Origin of the sequence: Pseudomonas sp. 22085, assembly GCF_052045815.1 — a bacterium.
Taxonomy (GTDB): domain Bacteria; phylum Pseudomonadota; class Gammaproteobacteria; order Pseudomonadales; family Pseudomonadaceae; genus Aquipseudomonas; species Aquipseudomonas glycinae.
The window spans coordinates 272,712-290,017 of the sequence record NZ_JBQEQA010000004.1 but is presented as its reverse complement, the minus strand read 5'-3'; the positions used below and the strand labels follow the sequence as shown (position 1 = coordinate 290,017).

At 56.9% G+C, this 17,306-nt stretch carries 12 protein-coding genes; 9 read left to right on the top strand and 3 right to left on the bottom strand.

Translation table 11 applies throughout. The features are described 5' to 3' along the window. Positions 1-35: 35 nt before the first annotated feature. On the bottom strand, positions 36-3,161 hold the full coding sequence (locus tag ACTJK7_RS06700) for a transglycosylase domain-containing protein (RefSeq protein WP_108563157.1): 3,126 nt from the start codon (positions 3,159-3,161) through the stop codon (positions 36-38). A gap of 433 nt (positions 3,162-3,594) precedes the next feature. Here ACTJK7_RS06700 and ACTJK7_RS06695 point away from each other — a divergent pair, with 433 nt between their 5' ends. The 9 genes from ACTJK7_RS06695 (at position 3,595) to ACTJK7_RS06655 (ending at position 14,702) form a co-directional block, all read left to right on the top strand. After that, entirely contained in the window at positions 3,595-5,016 is a 1,422-nt protein-coding gene (locus tag ACTJK7_RS06695; RefSeq protein ID WP_011335773.1) for an amino acid permease, read from the top strand. A gap of 170 nt (positions 5,017-5,186) precedes the next feature. After that, positions 5,187-6,692 (top strand): glucosyltransferase domain-containing protein, encoded by a 1,506-nt coding sequence (locus ACTJK7_RS06690; protein WP_108563156.1) that lies wholly within the window; start codon positions 5,187-5,189, stop codon positions 6,690-6,692. A 108-nt stretch (positions 6,693-6,800) separates the two neighbouring features. Beyond that, complete coding sequence (locus ACTJK7_RS06685) at positions 6,801-7,175, top strand: GtrA family protein (protein WP_064383875.1); 375 nt, start codon at positions 6,801-6,803, stop codon at positions 7,173-7,175. Next, a complete protein-coding gene (locus tag ACTJK7_RS06680) occupies positions 7,172-8,641 on the top strand; it encodes a UbiA family prenyltransferase (RefSeq protein WP_108563155.1) in 1,470 nt (489 codons plus the stop codon). Before ACTJK7_RS06685 ends, ACTJK7_RS06680 begins: the two co-directional genes overlap by 4 nt. A 66-nt stretch (positions 8,642-8,707) precedes the next feature. Then, complete coding sequence (locus tag ACTJK7_RS06675; RefSeq protein ID WP_108563154.1) at positions 8,708-10,216, top strand: hypothetical protein; 1,509 nt, start codon at positions 8,708-8,710, stop codon at positions 10,214-10,216. Positions 10,217-10,263: 47 nt separating this feature from the next. Further along, complete coding sequence (locus ACTJK7_RS06670; protein ID WP_085655322.1) at positions 10,264-11,574, top strand: FAD-binding oxidoreductase; 1,311 nt, start codon at positions 10,264-10,266, stop codon at positions 11,572-11,574. Beyond that, complete coding sequence (locus tag ACTJK7_RS06665; protein WP_085655323.1) at positions 11,571-12,311, top strand: SDR family oxidoreductase; 741 nt, start codon at positions 11,571-11,573, stop codon at positions 12,309-12,311. The genes ACTJK7_RS06670 and ACTJK7_RS06665 overlap by 4 nt, the downstream gene beginning before the upstream one ends. Continuing rightward, complete coding sequence (locus ACTJK7_RS06660; RefSeq protein ID WP_323162312.1) at positions 12,308-13,249, top strand: lysylphosphatidylglycerol synthase transmembrane domain-containing protein; 942 nt, start codon at positions 12,308-12,310, stop codon at positions 13,247-13,249. The genes ACTJK7_RS06665 and ACTJK7_RS06660 overlap by 4 nt, the downstream gene beginning before the upstream one ends. Before the next feature lie 43 nt (positions 13,250-13,292). Further along, positions 13,293-14,702 (top strand): glycosyltransferase family 39 protein, encoded by a 1,410-nt coding sequence (locus ACTJK7_RS06655; protein ID WP_440779883.1) that lies wholly within the window; start codon positions 13,293-13,295, stop codon positions 14,700-14,702. Between the two features lie 95 nt (positions 14,703-14,797). Here the strand turns inward: ACTJK7_RS06655 and ACTJK7_RS06650 are convergent, their stop codons facing one another. Beyond that, positions 14,798-16,417: an FMN-binding glutamate synthase family protein gene (locus ACTJK7_RS06650; RefSeq protein ID WP_064383868.1), complete on the bottom strand. Its 1,620-nt coding sequence runs from the start codon at positions 16,415-16,417 to the stop codon at positions 14,798-14,800. A 36-nt stretch (positions 16,418-16,453) separates the two neighbouring features. Next, positions 16,454-17,254: a helix-turn-helix transcriptional regulator gene (locus ACTJK7_RS06645; RefSeq protein WP_011335770.1), complete on the bottom strand. Its 801-nt coding sequence runs from the start codon at positions 17,252-17,254 to the stop codon at positions 16,454-16,456. Positions 17,255-17,306 lie beyond the last annotated feature (52 nt).

Below are 17,306 nucleotides of genomic sequence, written 5' to 3'. Positions count from 1 at the left end.
ATGTATAAAACACATAACTACCGCCCACTATCGGTTCAATCTGAAGCCAGGGCCACGGTCGTTGTCTGCGGGGCACGGCACTGTGAGTCGCTGCCCGGTTGCAGGTAAGGCATCAGAATCGGCGCCATGCCCTTGAGGACCTGTACCGGCAAGGCCGAGGTGAACTTGAAGTTCTCCGCCGAACGCCCCGGCACGAACGCGGTGAGCGTGCCGAAATGGTGGTCGCCGATGTAGAACACGAAGGTCGCCGTGCGGTTGATCGATTTCGAGCTGAGAATTCGCCCGCCGGAGCCGATGGCCTCGATCCGGTTGTCACCGGTACCGGTTTTTCCACCCATGGTCAGCGGTGTTCCATCAGCCAGTTTGAAACTGCCGGAAACACGTTTGGCCGTTCCCGAGTCCACCACCTGCGACAGCACTTCACGCATCGCCGTGGCCACTTCGGACGGCATCACCCGTTTGCCGACGTGAGGATCATTGACCAGTTTCGTTTCGTAAGGCGTGCCGGCGGCAAAGTGCAGACTGTCGATGCGCAGGGTCGGCATGCGCACGCCGTCGTTGAGGATGGTGCCGATCAGTTCGGCCAACGCGGCGGGGCGGTCGCCGGAACTGCCGATCGCGGTGGCCAGCGACGGCACCAGGTGATCGAATGGATAGCCGACTTTCTGCCAGCGCTGATGGATGTCGAGGAACGCTTCAATTTCCAGCATGGTTCGGATGCGACTGTCGCGGGCGCCCTTGTGCTTGCTCTTGAACAGCCAGCTGTAGACTTCCTGGCGCTCGAACTGGCTGGCCTTGACGATGTCCTTGAACGTCGCGTCCGGGTGGTTGAGCAGGTAGCCGATCATCCACAGGTCCAGCGGGTGAACCTTGGCGATGAAACCCTGATCCGGCAGGTCGTAGGTGCCGGGGCCGTAGGCCAGATAGAGCCGTTCCAGGCGTTCGTCGGTGAGTTTTTCGGTGATTTTGACGCCCTTGAGATGCGAGCGCACAAAGGTGTTGAAGTCTTCCTGGCTGGCGTCGGGCAGCAGGTAACGGTGCACGGCGGCCATGCGGATCGGAGTCGGGCGCATGCTGTCGAGGAAGGTGTCGAGCCGGGCCTGGGTGTCCTTGTTCCGGTACTTTTTCCAGAACTTGAGCAGGAACGAGGTGCCCTCTCGGTCGGCGAACGAGGCGAGGTATTCCTGACGTCTTGGGTCGCGGTCGTCCTTGAGCAGTTCGGCGCTGTTGTTGGGACCTGAGTAGGTGGTGTAGCGCACCAGATCGCGCATCAGGCGAATGAACGGCAGGTTGATCGACTCACGCAGGGCATCGCGCAGGGTCGGCAGGCGGCCGTTGTCTTCCTTGCGAAAGTTATGGAACGTGTGCAGCCCGCCACCGGTAAAAAAAGCTTCGCCGGGACTGGCTGAGTATTTGCGATCAAGAGCTGCGCCGAGCAATTTCGACAGGTCGTGATCCTTGTTCTGGATCAGGTAATCGATCACCCACTGGCTCAGGCGATCCTGATCCGGTACCTCGACTTTCTTCAGTTCCGGCGCGCTCATGGCCCCGTACTTGTCATGCAGCTCCGCGATGATTTGCAGGTAGGTGGTCAGCACCCGCATCTTCGCGGTCGAGCCCAGTTCCAGCTTGCTGCCTTCGTTGATGTCGAACGGCTGATCGGTGCTGTCGGTCTGCACCCGTACGCGGGAACCGTCCGGGGTCAGCTCGAAGAGGGTGAAGCTGTAGCGCACCTGAGTGGTGCTGGTGGGTGTCAGGAGGCGTTCGCCCATCAGGCCGATTTCAGCGGCATAGGCCGGGTCGGCGAGTTTCTTCAGGTAAGTGGTGGCCTGGGTTTGCAGTTCGCCTTGCAGGGTGCTGGTGGCGGACAAGTCGAGGCGGTCAAGGTCGTACAGCGGACGGTTGAGCATCGACGCCAGCCGGCTGCGGGCGACACTGATGCCCTTGTTGGTTTCGATCGGCTGAATCGTCGGCTGGGTCTGCCAGTCGCGGTAGCTGATGGTGCTGGCCAACGCGGCATCGGCCAGGGCAGCGTCGATCACGCCGTTCTGCTTGAGCAGGCGCAAGTGGCTGTTGGTCAGTTCGACCAGTTCTTCTCGTCCCTTGGTCAGGTAATGCGAAGGGCGGCGCTGGGCGATCATCAGCGAAAGCATTTCGCGCAGGGCCAGACCTTTGTCCGCCATGGACTGCGGATCGGTCGCTGAGCTGGAAAGTTTGCGGTTGGCCTCGTTGAAATCTGCGCCATACCAGACCCGCAGGCCCTCGGCCATGCCATGTACCTCACCATGCCCCGGCACCGCCGACAGCGGCACGCTGTTGAGATAATCGCGAACGATGTTCTGCCGCGCCGGCAAGGTGTCCGGGCCACCCTGATAGGCGCGCACGCTGGCGGAAATCATCTGGCGGATTTTCTCCGCGCCGGACACCGTCAGGCCATCGGGTGAATGGCGGTATTTCTCAAGTTGCGTGGCCAGGGTACTGCCACCGGCCGACTGCCCCGGCAAGTGCAGCAGCTTGGCAACTTGCGACCACGCGGCCATGCCGAAGCGCGGCCAGTCCACCGCCGGGTTGGCCAGCGGTTGCCTGGGGTCGAGCAGAAAGCGGTTTTCGATAAACAGCAGGCTGTTGACCACCACCGGCGGAATCGACTCGAAACTCGAATACAGCTGTTGCGGATAGTTGTACTGATACAGCGGCGCGGCCCGGCAATCGGTGATCGACAGCCCGGCCTGGATCTTCTCTGAATAGGGCACGAACAGGCCCTTGTCAGTGTAATTGAGCAGGGCCGGGGAGAAGCGCGTCTGCTCGGTGATCACGTAGTTGCGCTTGATCAGCCGTGGCAGGAATTCGTCCAGCGAGCTGTAACCCAGACGCAGATCGAACGGACCGTTGCCTGGATAGCGGATCGCTTCGCTGGGCCCCGGTTGCAATTCGTACTTGAGTTTGGCGGCGTACTGGCTGACCTCGCGGGACTGAAAACGCGAGGTGCGCATTTCCTTCATCGCAGCCAGGCCCACGACAATCGCGATGATCACCACCAGAAGCCAGAAAGCCTTCCACCCGTGCCGATTGCGACGGGGTTTTTCAGGGACAGGCGCTTCATCCACACGTTCAGTCGGAACCACTTTTTCACTCGAATCGGTTTGCCACAAAGCGCCCATAGTCGATTGATCCATTCACGCAGATTGATCGGACTTGTCTGAAGCTTAGTCGGTGGTTGGCGTCGGTGAAAAAATTGTGAAGAACGGTGGCCGGCGTCATCTGAGTAAACCTTCAGACCCGGTTGCGGCATGACGTTGCACCATTGCTGTGCAATACTCCGCGCCCATTTGTGCGGTGAATAATCCTCGAAATGCAGGATGATTTGTCTCGTAAACCGCAAGATTGTCGAGGTTTACGTCTGAATCAGATGCCTTATAGAGTGAAAAAACCTGTCGCAAGCTTTTTATACTGCACGGCCCGCTGATCCCGCAGGTTGCTTCTGCGGGACGGCCCTGCCCACGAGGCAGGGCCGGTTTTACCCAGGCGCAGGCTTATCGGCCGACGCTTGAACACTCGGTGGTCACATCCAATAACAAGACGAGGAAGTCCCCCATGCCAGTCGGCAATCACCCGCCCCATGGCGAAACCGCTCAAGGCGGTCCGCTCAAACGCGAACTCGGTGAACGGCATATTCGCCTGATGGCGCTCGGCGCCTGCATCGGTGTCGGTCTGTTTCTCGGTTCGGCCAAGGCCATCGAAATGGCCGGCCCGGCGATCATGCTCTCGTACATCATCGGCGGTCTGGCGATCCTGGTGATCATGCGCGCCCTCGGCGAAATGGCCGTGCACAACCCGGTCGCCGGCTCCTTCAGTCGCTATGCACAGGATTACCTCGGCCCGCTGGCGGGCTTTCTCACTGGCTGGAACTACTGGTTCCTGTGGCTGGTGACCTGCGTCGCTGAAATCACGGCGGTGGCGGTGTACATGGGCATCTGGTTCCCCGATGTGCCGCGCTGGATCTGGGCGCTGGCGGCGCTGGTCAGCATGGGCTCGATCAACCTGATCGCGGTCAAGGCCTTCGGTGAATTCGAGTTCTGGTTCGCCCTGATCAAGATTGTCACCATCATCGCCATGGTGCTCGGCGGCATCGGCATCATCGCCTTCGGTTTCGGCAACGACGGCGTGGCGCTGGGGATTTCCAACCTGTGGGCCCACGGCGGTTTCATGCCCAACGGTGTGACGGGTGTGTTGATGTCGCTGCAAATGGTGATGTTCGCCTATCTGGGCGTGGAAATGATCGGCCTGACCGCCGGTGAAGCGAAGAACCCGCAGAAGACCATCCCGAATGCGATCGGCTCGGTGTTCTGGCGGATCCTGTTGTTCTACGTCGGCGCGCTGTTCGTGATCCTGTCGATCTATCCGTGGAACGAAATCGGCACCCAGGGCAGTCCGTTCGTGATGACCTTTGAGCGTCTGGGCATCAAGACCGCCGCCGGCATCATCAACTTCGTGGTGATCACCGCCGCACTGTCGTCGTGCAACGGCGGCATCTTCAGCACCGGTCGCATGCTCTACAGCCTGGCGCAGAACGGTCAGGCGCCGGCCGGTTTCGCTCGCACCTCGAGCAACGGCGTACCGCGTCGGGCGTTGCTGCTGTCGATCTTCGCCCTGCTGCTGGGCGTGCTGCTCAACTATCTGGTACCGGAAAAAGTCTTCGTCTGGGTGACATCCATCGCCACCTTCGGCGCGATCTGGACCTGGGTGATGATCCTGCTGGCCCAGCTGAAATTCCGCAAAGGCCTGAGCGCCAGCGAACGGGCCGGCCTGAAGTACAAAATGTGGCTGTTCCCGGTCAGCTCCTATCTGGCGCTGGCGTTCCTGGTGCTGGTGGTCGGCCTGATGGCGTACTTCCCGGATACTCGCGTGGCGCTGTATGTGGGCCCGGCGTTCCTGGTGCTGCTGACCGTGTTGTTCTACGTGTTCAAGCTGCAACCGAAGGATTCGGTACAGGGCGCGATGCGTTCGGCTTCGTAATTCGTTGTCGCTGAAACCTGAAAGCCCCGGTCGAAAGTCCGGGGCTTTTTCATGGGTGTGAGTTGATGCCGCTGGTCTGAAATCAGCGCAAAAAACGACTTCTTATTCAGAGTCATGTTCGAAGTTTTATCTACGTTGTTTCCAGCGCAGCCGTGAACAGAGGCGCAGGTATGAGGATCAGCGATTTTCTCGTACGAGAACTTGGCCGCCGTCAGGTCGTGCTGTTCTTCCTGATCGCCACGTTGCTCTACATCCTGCCGCTGATCCTCGCCGACTTCCCCTACATCGACGACAACTGGCGCACTCTGGCTGCCGGCAATGCCTGGGCGGCGCAGGGGCGGTTGTTCATGGACTGGCTGTATCAGGCGCTGACATTTACCGGCGCAGCACCGAACATTTTTCCATTACCGCTGTTGCTCGCCACCGTAGCGATGTCGTTCGCTCTGACCCGGCTGACCTTCCATTACTTTCCCGAACCGACCCTGGCGTGCTGTCTGGTGCCGTTGCCGCTCTGGTACAACCCCTTCCTGTTGCAGAACCTGTCTTATCAATACGACGGGGCCGGCATGGCACTGAGTCTGGTCGCGGTGATTTACGCGATCACCTTTTGCGGCGCTTCACGCATTCAGCGATGGCTGGTGCCGTCAGCGTTGCTGGCGCTGGCGATCGGGCTGTATCAGATCAGCCTGAATGTGTTTCTCGGGTTGTGCTGCCTGGAATTGCTGCGCAATGTTCATCGGCAAGTGCCTTGGGATGAACTCTGGCACCGGTCAGGCTGGCGGCTGGCGCAACTGCTGCTGGCGGTGCTGATCTACAGCGTCACGGCCTATCCATTCACTGACGCCGGGCGCGCGCAATTGCTCAATCCCGGCGCCGATCCGTGGCTGCAGCTCGGCATCAATCTCGCTCGGGTGATGGAGAAGGTTGCGCTGCTGTTTCACGGCGGTTACACGGCGGTTTTTATTGCGCTGGTGCTGTGTGCTGTGAGCGGCGCCGTGCAGTTGGGGCGGCAGATTCGCGAGCGCCACCTGTCCCGCGCCAAGGGCTTGCTGCTGAGCTTCAGCTGCCTGCTGGCATTGCCGCTGGTTGTGCTGCTGGTGCCGGGCATGACCCTGCTGTTTCGCGATTTCAACGAAGGCGCGCGCACCCTGATGGGGTTTGGCGTGCTGTTGATGTTGCTGTTCTATCTGGCCTGGCTGGGGTTGATGCCGCTGCATCAACGGTTGCCTTTGGTGTTGGCGATTGCGCTTCTGGCCACGCTGTCGCTGTCCTTCGCTTATGGCCGGGTGCTGACGATGGAAAAAACGTTCGCCAGCAGTGCTCTCTACATCCTCAGCCACGACATCTCGTCCCATCGAGAACTGCGCGAAGCCAAACGGATTTATCTCTCGGTGACGTACTCCGACCGCTGGCTCGCGGGGGCGGAAGGGACGTTCAAACAACTGCCGGTGCTGCGTTACTTGCTGAACATCGACTACTTCATGCTCGCCGAAACCCTGCCGTCGGCGGGCATCACCAATGTGGTTGCAGAACGCGAACGGCGCAACGCGACCCACGCCGGTCTGATGGGCTATCCACCCTTGGTGGACAGCCTCTATTACCGCCTCTACCTGATCGGCGACTACGGCTTCATCGTCTTGAAAGAGCCGCCTCACGGGCGGTTATTACAATGGTGACCGTTGGTCAGAAACCAGCGCCGACCTGTAATTTCTGACAGTAGACCGCACCCGTACCTTGCCCTAGCGTGAAAGCCCCGCCCGTTGCAGTGACAGCAAGGATTGACGATGAGGATCTTGTGGAAAGGATTTCCCGCGCAAACGGCAATCGGCCTGGCCGCAACGCTGGTTCACTGGCAGATTTTTTTTGTACTGAGCAGCGCGGTTCAGTTGGACCAGTCTGCCAGTAACTTCGCTGCGTTTTGCATCGCCGCATCCTTCTCGTTTTACATGAACGCGCTCTACACGTTCGAGACCCGAACGTCGGTGGTGGCGTATCTGATGTTCATGAGCGTGATGGGTGTTTTGAGTTATGGCGTGGGCGTATTTGCCGATTCACGCAATTTGCCGGGGCTGGTGACGGTGTCTGGGTTTTCCCTGATGAATCTGCTGCTGGGGTACTGCTTTTTTCGGTTTGTGCTGTGTCGGGAGCGCCAGCCATGAACGTATCTCTGCCTGATGCACCGTCGGTAAATGCCCCTTGCCTGTCGACGACGCCATTCGTCATCGATCTGGACGGAACGCTTCTGAAGACTGATCTGTTGTTCGAATGTGCAATGGCCTTTATGAGGCAGGCCCCGCTGCAATGTTGCAAACCCTTGATCTGGCTCGGTCGCGGTCGATCCTATCTGAAAGAACAGTTAGCTCATGCAACGACCATCGATGTCACGACATTGCCCTACGATCCGGATGTTCTATGGATGATCGAGGCGCAACGCAACAGCGGCCGGAAAATAGTGCTGGCCACGGCCAGCCATCATTCGTTGGCGTTACGCATAGCTGAGCACCTGAAGGTGTTCGATGAGGTTTTGGCAACCACGCTTGAGTGCAACCTGTCGGGGATGAATAAGCGTGATTTGTTGGTGGAGCTGTACGGTGACGGGGGATTCGACTACGTCGGCAACTCACTCGACGATCTCCCGGTATGGCGTTCCGCCAGGCAAGGCTATGTCGTCAATCCGTTACCGGGTGTCGAACTTGCCGCCAGGCACTTGGGCAACGTCGTTCAGGTGGACCGTGCCTACGCTTCGAACTTCAGGAGTTGGTACAAAGCCTTTCGCATTCATCAATGGGTGAAGAACACCCTGATTTTTATTCCCTTGCTCGCCGCGCATCAACTGGTCAATCCGATGTCGTTGTGGCACGGCGTGCTGGCCTTCCTGTTTTTTGGATTATGCGCATCGGGTGTCTATGTACTGAACGACCTGCTTGACCTTGCCGATGATCGCAAGCATCCAACCAAACACGCACGGCCCTTCGCCAGTGGGGATTTGTCGATCAAGTCCGGGTTGATGGTTTTTCCTTTGCTGTTGCTGGTGGCCTTCACGGGGGCCTGGATCTGGCTGCCGCGTCAATTCGTGGTGGTACTTGCCTGTTATTACTTGCTGACGCTGGTTTATTCGCTGGTGCTGAAGCGGCTTATGGCGCTCGATGTCATTGCTTTGGCCCTTCTATATACCCTGCGCATCATTGCTGGCGGAGCTGCTTTCGAACTGGAACTGACGGTCTGGATGCTGGCCTTTTCCATGTTCATGTTTTTGAGCCTGGCGCTGATCAAGCGCTACGCCGAACTGTTGTTGGCGCTCAACAGCGGCATCACCGGGAGAACCGGCGGACGCGACTACTTTCCAGCGGATCTGGCAATGCTCTCCTCGTTGGGCGCTGCATCCGGGTACCTGGCTGTCATGGTGCTGGCGCTTTACATCCATGACGGTGCGACGACCGCGCTGTATGCGCACCCTCGCTGGATTTGGCTGGCCTGCCCCGTGCTGCTGCTCTGGATTACCCGAATCTGGTTGCTGACCCATCGCGGCCGGATGAATGACGACCCGGTGGTCTTTGCCGTGCGTGATCGCCTGAGCCTGGCAATGGGCGCAGTGTTTTGTCTGATTTTCTGGGTGGCGGCATGAAACGAATAAGCCAGAGCACACCGTGCCTGTGGCTATTCATTAGGCTGATCAAGGGTTTAATCAAAAATGGGTGAAGTCATAACCAGCGTTTCCGCAAGTCAGCGCATAAGCGCTCCGGAAGTATGGACAGCCGTATTCATTTTTTTTGTTCCGGCAGGTGTTTTGTTTCTATCGATCATGATGATGAATCATGGTGTGATGATCTATACGCTGGATGATCCATATATTCATATGAAGATGGCCAGGAATATATGGGCGGGGCACTACGGAGTTAACGCGGGAGAGTATTCTGCCCCTTCGTCAAGCATTATATGGCCTGTTTTGCTTGCGCCTTTCTCAATGTTGGGGGATGCGTTTTACTATGCGCCACTGGTGCTGAATATCATCTTTTCGCTTCTGACTTTTCTGTTGATGTTTGATTTGTTGAAGCGCTTGAATCGTCAGTTTTCGGTGCTGATCGCGATGGGGTTGTTTTTTTCGTTGAATCTATATGGACTTGTCTTCAACGGGATGGAACACAGCTTGCAAGTTTATCTGACGGTTTTGATTGCCGCAGGTGTTATTCGTAAAGAGTTTTTCGGAGAACAAAAAGTATCGATCGTTCTGTATTTGGCGATTTTCTTGCTGCCGCTGGTACGTTACGAAGATTTGGCAATTTCCTTTCCCGCCTTGGGCTATCTTTTTATGAGCGGTGAGCGCTGGAGAGTAGTTTATTGTGGTGTTGCCATACTGATGGCCCTTGCAGCCTTCAGCCTGTTCCTGCAAAGCGTCGGACTCGATGTGTTGCCATCTTCGGTACTTTCCAAATCAGATATTTCCGATCTTCAATCCCTTGCTGCACATGCGCTGGCGCAATTCAAGCTATGGGGTTGGGTGGTTTTCGGTGTGTTGATGCTTTGCTGTATTTACTCCAGAAGAATGGCACTGGTGTTGCTGTTGTTAAACGTCACGGTGCTGCATATGGTATTTGGCAAGTCGGGTTGGTACGGCCGATATGAAGTGTATTGGCTTGCATTTGTTTCGCTTTTTTTTCTGGTGGCCTGCAGCAGGTATCTGAGCGGGCGCTGGATGCTAGTGGTATTCAGTTGTTTGCCTGTGGCCTTTACCAGCTTTGTGTATGTGACATTGAGTACGCCATGGGCATCTGCCAATATCTACAATCAACAGTACATGATGGCATTGATTGCCTCTCGTTTGAATGAGCCGTTAGCCGTCAACGATTTGGGGCTGGTTTCATTGGTGACCGATCAATATGTACTAGACCTCACCGGTCTGGCGAATTATGAAGTGTTGAAATTTGGGCGCTTGGAAAGTAACTCGTTGTGGATCGGTGATTTGATGAGGCGTCACGATGTTAAATACGCTTTTATTTATGACGAGTGGTTCAGCAAGCGGCCGGCGTATTTTATAAAAGTTGCCAGTTTGAAGTTGGTCGTTCCAAATATAACCTCGGCAGAGGACTCAGTGTCTCTCTATGCAGTGGACTCAGTATCCGCTGTCAAACTTAGAGGTGTACTGAGGGCGTTTCGTGAGGAAGAACACAGCAACAAGTTTGAAATCAATTATTTCGAGTGACTCACGAAACTGTCAACGGGCTCAGTTACCGCAGGGAGAATACTCAATTGTCGCTCTCGTCATGGGGCAATTACCCCTCCGCTCCACAAACCGGCCATCCATGCCACTGGCAAACCGACCTGGGACCGCAGTGGCATCGGGTGGTCGAAATTTACGGCTCTTCGTTGCCCTTCGGCAATGGCCGAAGCTATGGCGACAGCTGTCTGGCTGCCAGTGATCATGTGTTGCAAATGCGTACTCTGAATCGCTTGATAGATGCCGATTGGGATAACGGCTGGATTTGTGCCGAGGCCGGAATCACCTTGGGCGAGATTCTGCAACTGGCCATCCCGCGCGGCTGGTTTTTGCACGTTACGCCCGGGACGCAACATGTGACGCTGGGCGGTGCGGTGGCCAATGATGTGCACGGCAAAAATCATCATCGCTGCGGCACGTTTGCCCATTCTGTGATGAGTTTCGGTTTGCATCGATCCATGCAACCGCCGATGGTGTGTTCCGCATCGGAAAACCCGCAGTGGTTTGCCGCCTCAATAGGAGGATTGGGCCTGACGGGGATCATCACTTGGGTAAGTCTTCGCCTGCGCAGAATCCAGTCCAGCCTCATCGATACCTTGCGGGTGCGCTTTGACAGCTTGAAGGCATTCTTTGACCTGTCGGGTGAAATGGATGCCGGCCACGAATACAGCGTTGCGTGGATCGATTGTCTGGCCAAGGGGAGTGCGCAAGGGCGGGGTGTTTATACGGCCGGCAATCATTGCGAAACGGGTCCGCTTGAGGCTGCCACTTCACATTCGCTGCGTTTGCCGATTCGGCTGCCCGTGTCGCTGGTCAATCCAATCACATTGAAACTGTTCAACCATTTTTATTGGCAACGGCAACCGGTAATCAGGCAATGTCGCACGCTTGCTTACCGTCCATTTTTCTATCCACTGGATAGCATCGAGCACTGGAACCGCCTTTACGGACACAAGGGCTTCCAGCAGTTTCAGTGTGTCTTGCCAAGCTCGGTGGCCCCAGCGGCACTGGCCGAACTGCTCAAATCCATTGCCCGCAGCGGCAGCGGATCCTTTCTCGCAGTACTCAAGCGCTGCGGCGATATCGCATCGCCCGGGCTGCTGTCATTTCCAATGCCGGGCACCTCACTGGCGCTGGACTTTCCACAGAACAAAACCTTGAGCAGAAAACTCCTGCCGAGCCTCGATGCCATCGTCCGGGAAGCGGGTGGCCGTTTGTATCCGGCAAAGGACGCCCACATGAGCGGCAGTGATTTCCGCCGAGCCTATCCCGCCTGGGAGCAAGTGGAAGCGATGCGTGACCCGGCCCTGATTTCCCGTTTCTGGCAGCGAGTCATTCAATGAAAAAAATACTCATTGTGGGCGCCACATCGGCGATCGCCAGCGCTTGCGCGCGTCATTGGGCGGCTGAAGGCAGTCAGTTCTTTCTTGTCGCCAGGGATGCGCCAAAACTGCGACAGACCTGCGCCGACCTGCAAATACGCGGTGCGAGTGCGGTTACGCCGTACGTGATGGATGTCAACGAAATCGCCGCGCACTCGATGATGTTGGAGAACTGCCTGGCGACATTGCAGACGGTGGATATTTGCCTGATTGCCTACGGCTCCTTGCCGAATCAGACCGCGTGCGAAAAAAGCATCGAGCTGACTGTGCAGGCATTCGTCACCAATGGCACTTCGGTGATTGCGCTTCTGACGCTGCTGGCTGACCGGATGGCTGTCCAGCGCAGCGGCACGCTGGCGGTTATTTCCTCGGTTGCCGGGGATCGCGGGCGGCCCGGCAACTATGTCTACGGTTCAGCCAAGGCAGCGGTTTCCACATTTTGTGAAGGTTTACGCCCACGTCTGTTCAAGTCGGGCGTGCATGTGATCACGATCAAACCCGGATTTGTCGATACGCCGATGACGCAGGGGCTGAAGATACCGGCGTTACTGGTTGCACAACCGGAGACAGTCGCCCGACGGATTGTCGCGGGCATCGAATCCAGGAAGGCGGTGCTTTACGTACCCGGATTCTGGGCTTGGATCATGTGTCTGATACGGGCTATACCCCAGCCGATTTTCAAGAGACTGAATCTATGAATCAGTCTGTGAAGCTCTCCGGATGGCGCTATCGAGTTCTGATCGGCTCGGCAGTCTGCTCCGCTCTCGTTTATCTGGCTCTTTCCCTGTGGGGCGGAGGGGTGGCCGTGAGCGCGGCGGTCAGCCGGGTGGGAGGGTGGGAGGCAGGGAAAATCATCGGGCTGGTTCTGCTTGGCTACGGTCTTCGCTTTTTGCGTTGGCAGGTTTATCTCAATGCCTTGCGCCATCCGATGCCATGGTGGCCAAGCCTGAAAATCTACCTGGCGGGGTTCGCCCTGACCACCACCCCTGGCAAGGCTGGCGAGGCGTTGCGCGGCGTCCTGCTCAAGCGTTGGGATGTGCCTTACGTGCACAGTTTTGCTGCGTTGTTCAGTGAACGACTTTCCGACTTGCTGGGGATAGTTGCGCTGGCTCTTTTGGGTTTGAGCGCTCATCCCGAATGGCTGTCGATGATTGTCGCCTGTCTGGTGCTGCTGGCCTGCTGCATGTTGCTCGTGTCCCGGTCGGGTCTTGTCAGCGCGATTGATCGGCGCATCGAGCACCGGCACGGCTGGTTTTCCCGGTTACTACGCCATTGCGTTCATGTGTTGCATCAGTCTCGCAGCTGCCACACCCCAGGCCGCCAGATTGGCGCGACGCTGTTGAGCGTCCTGGCATGGGGATTGGAAGGGTTGGCGTTTTACTGGATTTTGCTGGCGATGAAGGCAGACGTAACTCTGATATCCGCGATTTTTATTTATGCCGTTTCGATGCTGGCCGGCGCGCTGAGTTTCATGCCCGGTGGGTTGGGCAGTGCTGAAGCGGTGATGGTGGGGCTGCTGGTTTCGGATGGTGTCGGTTTACCGGATTCCATTGCGGCAACAGTCTTGTTGCGGCTCGTCACGCTGTGGCTGGCAGTCGGTTTGGGTGCAGTAATGTTTGTAGACATCAAACAATAAATACTCCAATCGCAGGTGCAGCGCCGGAACACAGGAGAGGTTCATGTTTTCAAAAGCAATCAGTGTGGTGCAGAGAGAACACGTCGCATTATTAATTTTTGTGATAATTGGAGGGGGCTTGAGAGGCCATGGCCTGTTTGAGCGGAGTCTTTGGTTTGATGAAGTCTTTAGCGTTAATGTCAGTAATCCGGCTAATAGTTTAAATACCGTTTTTCAGCTGACCGTCGAAGATGTTCATCCGCCGCTGTATCAGATCTTGCTTTGGCTCGTGCATCAGGTTTTTGGTTATGGGGAACGGGTGGGACGGATTTTTTCGCTTGTCTTGAGTGTTGCAGTAATTCCTTCAATGTATTGCTTGGGGGCGGCGTTGTTTAATCGTCGGGTTGGCGTGATTGCAGCCTTGTTGAGCACGGTCAGCTTTATTCTTGTCGTCGAAGCGCAAGAAACAAGATCTTACAGTCTTCTGGTCTTGTTGATGGTGTGGTCGCTCCTGATGTTTTTCAATTTGCTTGAGACACAAAATTTCAGAACTGTTTTGTTGTATTCAGTTGTTGGCTCAATGCTTGTGAATACCCATTACTTTGGTTTTCTTCCGATGGCGGCGCAGTTTTTTCTTTTAATTTATTTTTCTATTCGAGCTGGTTTTGAAAGGCGTTTGTTTAGTGCGAGTGCTATCGCTGGACTGCTGATCTGCAGCTCATTGATTCCACTGTTCCAGTACCTGTTGAAAAACTTTGGCAGGACCGGGACGTGGATAAAAAAACCGGCAGAAAGTTTTTTTATAGATATGTTTGTCGTGCAGTTCGGAAGTTTGCCGGTAGTGCTGCTGTGTCTGTTCTTGCTGGTTCTCGCGCTGGTGAAGTTGTTTCGGGTTCAGGATAAGAAGGATGTGTTGAAGGTTTTGTTGTTTTGCTGGTTCTTTGGTGTGACGGTGGCTTACCTAAGGTCATTGTTTTTTACGCCAATCCTGACTCTGAAAAATGCAATGGTTTTTCTTCCGATAACAATTGTTTTAGTGTCGTACGGTTTTGGTCTGGTACGTGATGGTTTTGTCAGGTGGACGATGTTGATATTCGTTTGTGGAGTTTCCGCTTCGTTTGTTTTGAGTGACCCGGATCGCAGCCAGTTCAGAATTGAGAGCGATCTGCGATCACCGGTGAAAAAAGTAATGGAGGAGGGTAGAGATTTACCAGTCTATGCCAACTCGGTTTACTCCGATTATCTCCAGATACTGGGGTCGTCGGTTCGTACAAAATCCTTCGAGGAGTTGAAGAGGCAACTGAAAGCAGGGAGTACGGGGCCTTGTTTCTATGTAATCGATCCGGATGCTGATGAATTAAGCAGTTACTCAAAGCAGTTGGATACGATGGTGGTTGAAAAAAACGATTATCAGCAAAGCTCCATCGCACTGTTGAAGTCCAGGGATGGAGCTGATTGTATCTCCAGGCGTTAAGGCACTTAAAACGTGCGCATTACCCGCTTTTCAGGATGGCTTATATTAAGGGAGACCGGCGCAACATCTGTAAAGGGAGTGCGCCGGTTTGATTCTCAGGCAGCCGCAATTTCCTGCGGCTCAAAACTGTCCGCCCGCGCCATCTGCCACATCCGCGAATAGAACTCGCCGTTCACTTCCCCGGTGAGCAATTCCCCCGGTTTCAGGAACACATGCAGCTGCGAGAACAGTTTGATTTCGGTGGCCGACATGCGCCGTACCAGATGCTTGGCCGACAGTTGCGACGGATGGTCGAGGCCGGCGGCGGCGAGCATTTCCGCCAGGGCCTTGAGCGTATTGCGGTGGAAGTTGTAGACCCGCTGGGCCTTGTCCGGCACCACCAGTGCGCGTTGGCGCAGGGTGTCCTGGGTGGCGACGCCGGTCGGGCATTTGTTGGTGTGGCAGCTTTGCGACTGGATGCAGCCGATGGCGAACATGAAGCCGCGCGCCGAGTTGGCCCAGTCGGCGCCGATGGCCAGCACGCTGGCGATGTCGAAGGCGCTGACGATCTTGCCGCTGGCGCCGAGCTTGATCTTGTCCCGCAGATTCAACCCCACCAGGGTGTTGTGTACGAACAGCAGGCCTTCGCGCATCGGCACGCCGATGTGGTCGGTGAACTCCACCGGCGCGGCGCCGGTGCCACCTTCCTTGCCGTCGACCACGATGAAGTCCGGCAGGATGCCGGTTTCCAGCATGGCCTTGGCGATGCCCATGAATTCCCATGGATGGCCGAGGCAGAACTTGAAGCCCACCGGTTTGCCGCCGGACAGTTCACGCAGTTGCTGGATGAAATGCATCATCTCGATCGGTGTGGAGAACGCGCTGTGTCGCGACGGTGAAATGCAGTCTTCGCCCATCAGGATGCCGCGGGTATCGGCGATTTCCTGGGTCACCTTGTGCTTGGGCAGGATCCCGCCGTGGCCGGGTTTGGCGCCCTGGCTCATTTTGATTTCGATCATCCGCACTTGCGGGGTCTGCGCCTGGGCGGCGAAGCGTTCCGGGTCGAAGCGGCCGTCGCTGGTGCGGCAGCCGAAATAGCCGCTGCCCAGTTCCCAGGTCAGGTCGCCGCCGTGTTCGCGGTGATAGGGGCTGATGCTGCCTTCGCCGGTGTCGTGGGCGAAATTGCCGAGTTTCGCACCCTGGTTCAGCGCGCGGATCGCGTTGGCGCTGAGGGAGCCGAAACTCATGGCCGAGATATTGAATACCGACGCCGAATATGGCTGGGTGCACTGCGGGCCGCCGACGGTGACGCGGAAACTGCTCGGGTCGCTCAACGGCGCCGGGCGCATCGAGTGGCCGATGAATTCGAAACCGGATTGATAGACGTCGATCAGGGTACCGAACGGTTTGTCGGCGGTTTCATTCTTGGCCCGCGAGTACACCAGCGAACGCTGGGCACGAGAGAAGGGCAGGGCGTCGCTGTCGGATTCCAGCAGGTACTGGCGGATTTCCGGGCGGATGCCTTCGACCAGATAACGGATGTTGCCCAGGATCGGATAGTTGCGGCGCACCGCGTGCGGGCTCTGCATCAGGTCGAACAGACCGATCAGGCTCAATACGCCGGTGACGGCGGTGATCGGCCACAGCCAGTCATGTTCGAGAAAGGGCAGGCTGGCGAGAGTGAAAATCACGCAGACGGCAAAGAAGGCGTAGCGGCTCAGGAGTGACAGGCTCATACGGTTTCCTTGGTTCGGACGGTTTTTTTGCGGCAGTCAGGCGTTCTGCGCCTGCAGAAAGATCGAAAACAGTTCCGACTGGGACTTGATCCCCAGCTTGCTGTACATGTGTTTCTTATGGACTTTCACGGTTTCAACAGAGATTTCCAGCTTACGGGCGATTTCTTTACTGGAGCAACCGCTGAGCATCAGGCGCCCGACGTCCAGTTCCCGGGCGGTCAGTTGCGCGCCCTTGAGTTGCTGCACCGACGCTTCGAGCTGCACCCGCCAGTCCGGTTGCGCAGGGGCCGGGGCCAGGGCCACTGTTTCGTTGATTTCATAGGGCAGGCGCTGGCGCAACAGGCCGAGCACCCACGGCTGGATCAGTGACAGCAGGGCAATCTGCTCGCCGGTGAAGCGCTGCTGACTGCCCAGCGACAGGCACAGCGTGCGGTCGCCTTCGAGTTGGCAATTGAACTGGATTTCGTCGGCCACCACATTCAGACGAAAGTATCGCTGGTAATACTCGGTCAGTTCGAAGTGCTCCGGCGCGACCTCCGACAGGCGATACAACCCGGTGCGCGATTGCTCGCGGCAGGCAATGTAGAAAGGGTCGAGCAGGTACAGACCGCGCAGGTAATCCTGAAACAACTGATCGGGACTGCCATCCGCGCCGGGGCATTCGGCGAACACCTGCGGGTGGCGGTCGGCGCTGAACAGCAGCGCCACCCAGCTATCGAACGGCACGTACTGGTCGAGCAGACGCACCAGTTGCGCCCAGAAATTCGGCTTGTCGAGGGCGTCGATCAACTGCCCGACGGCGCGGTGCCAGGTGATGTCGTCAAACGAAAGAGTCATGCCTCTACCCCTATCGGGTTACCCCGGCCGCGTAATTCCCTGGCCGGTCGAA

Bases quoted from the DNA above. Each gene is read 5' to 3' on its own strand.
- ACTJK7_RS06700 (WP_108563157.1), bottom strand. From the start codon at position 3,161: ATGGGCGCTTTGTGGCAAACCGATTCGAGTGAAAAAGTGGTTCCGACT.
- ACTJK7_RS06695 (WP_011335773.1), top strand. From the start codon at position 3,595: ATGCCAGTCGGCAATCACCCGCCCCATGGCGAAACCGCTCAAGGCGGT.
- ACTJK7_RS06690 (WP_108563156.1), top strand. From the start codon at position 5,187: ATGAGGATCAGCGATTTTCTCGTACGAGAACTTGGCCGCCGTCAGGTC.
- ACTJK7_RS06685 (WP_064383875.1), top strand. From the start codon at position 6,801: ATGAGGATCTTGTGGAAAGGATTTCCCGCGCAAACGGCAATCGGCCTG.
- ACTJK7_RS06680 (WP_108563155.1), top strand. From the start codon at position 7,172: ATGAACGTATCTCTGCCTGATGCACCGTCGGTAAATGCCCCTTGCCTG.
- ACTJK7_RS06675 (WP_108563154.1), top strand. From the start codon at position 8,708: ATGGGTGAAGTCATAACCAGCGTTTCCGCAAGTCAGCGCATAAGCGCT.
- ACTJK7_RS06665 (WP_085655323.1), top strand. From the start codon at position 11,571: ATGAAAAAAATACTCATTGTGGGCGCCACATCGGCGATCGCCAGCGCT.
- ACTJK7_RS06660 (WP_323162312.1), top strand. From the start codon at position 12,308: ATGAATCAGTCTGTGAAGCTCTCCGGATGGCGCTATCGAGTTCTGATC.
- ACTJK7_RS06655 (WP_440779883.1), top strand. From the start codon at position 13,293: ATGTTTTCAAAAGCAATCAGTGTGGTGCAGAGAGAACACGTCGCATTA.
- ACTJK7_RS06650 (WP_064383868.1), bottom strand. From the start codon at position 16,417: ATGAGCCTGTCACTCCTGAGCCGCTACGCCTTCTTTGCCGTCTGCGTG.
- ACTJK7_RS06645 (WP_011335770.1), bottom strand. From the start codon at position 17,254: ATGACTCTTTCGTTTGACGACATCACCTGGCACCGCGCCGTCGGGCAG.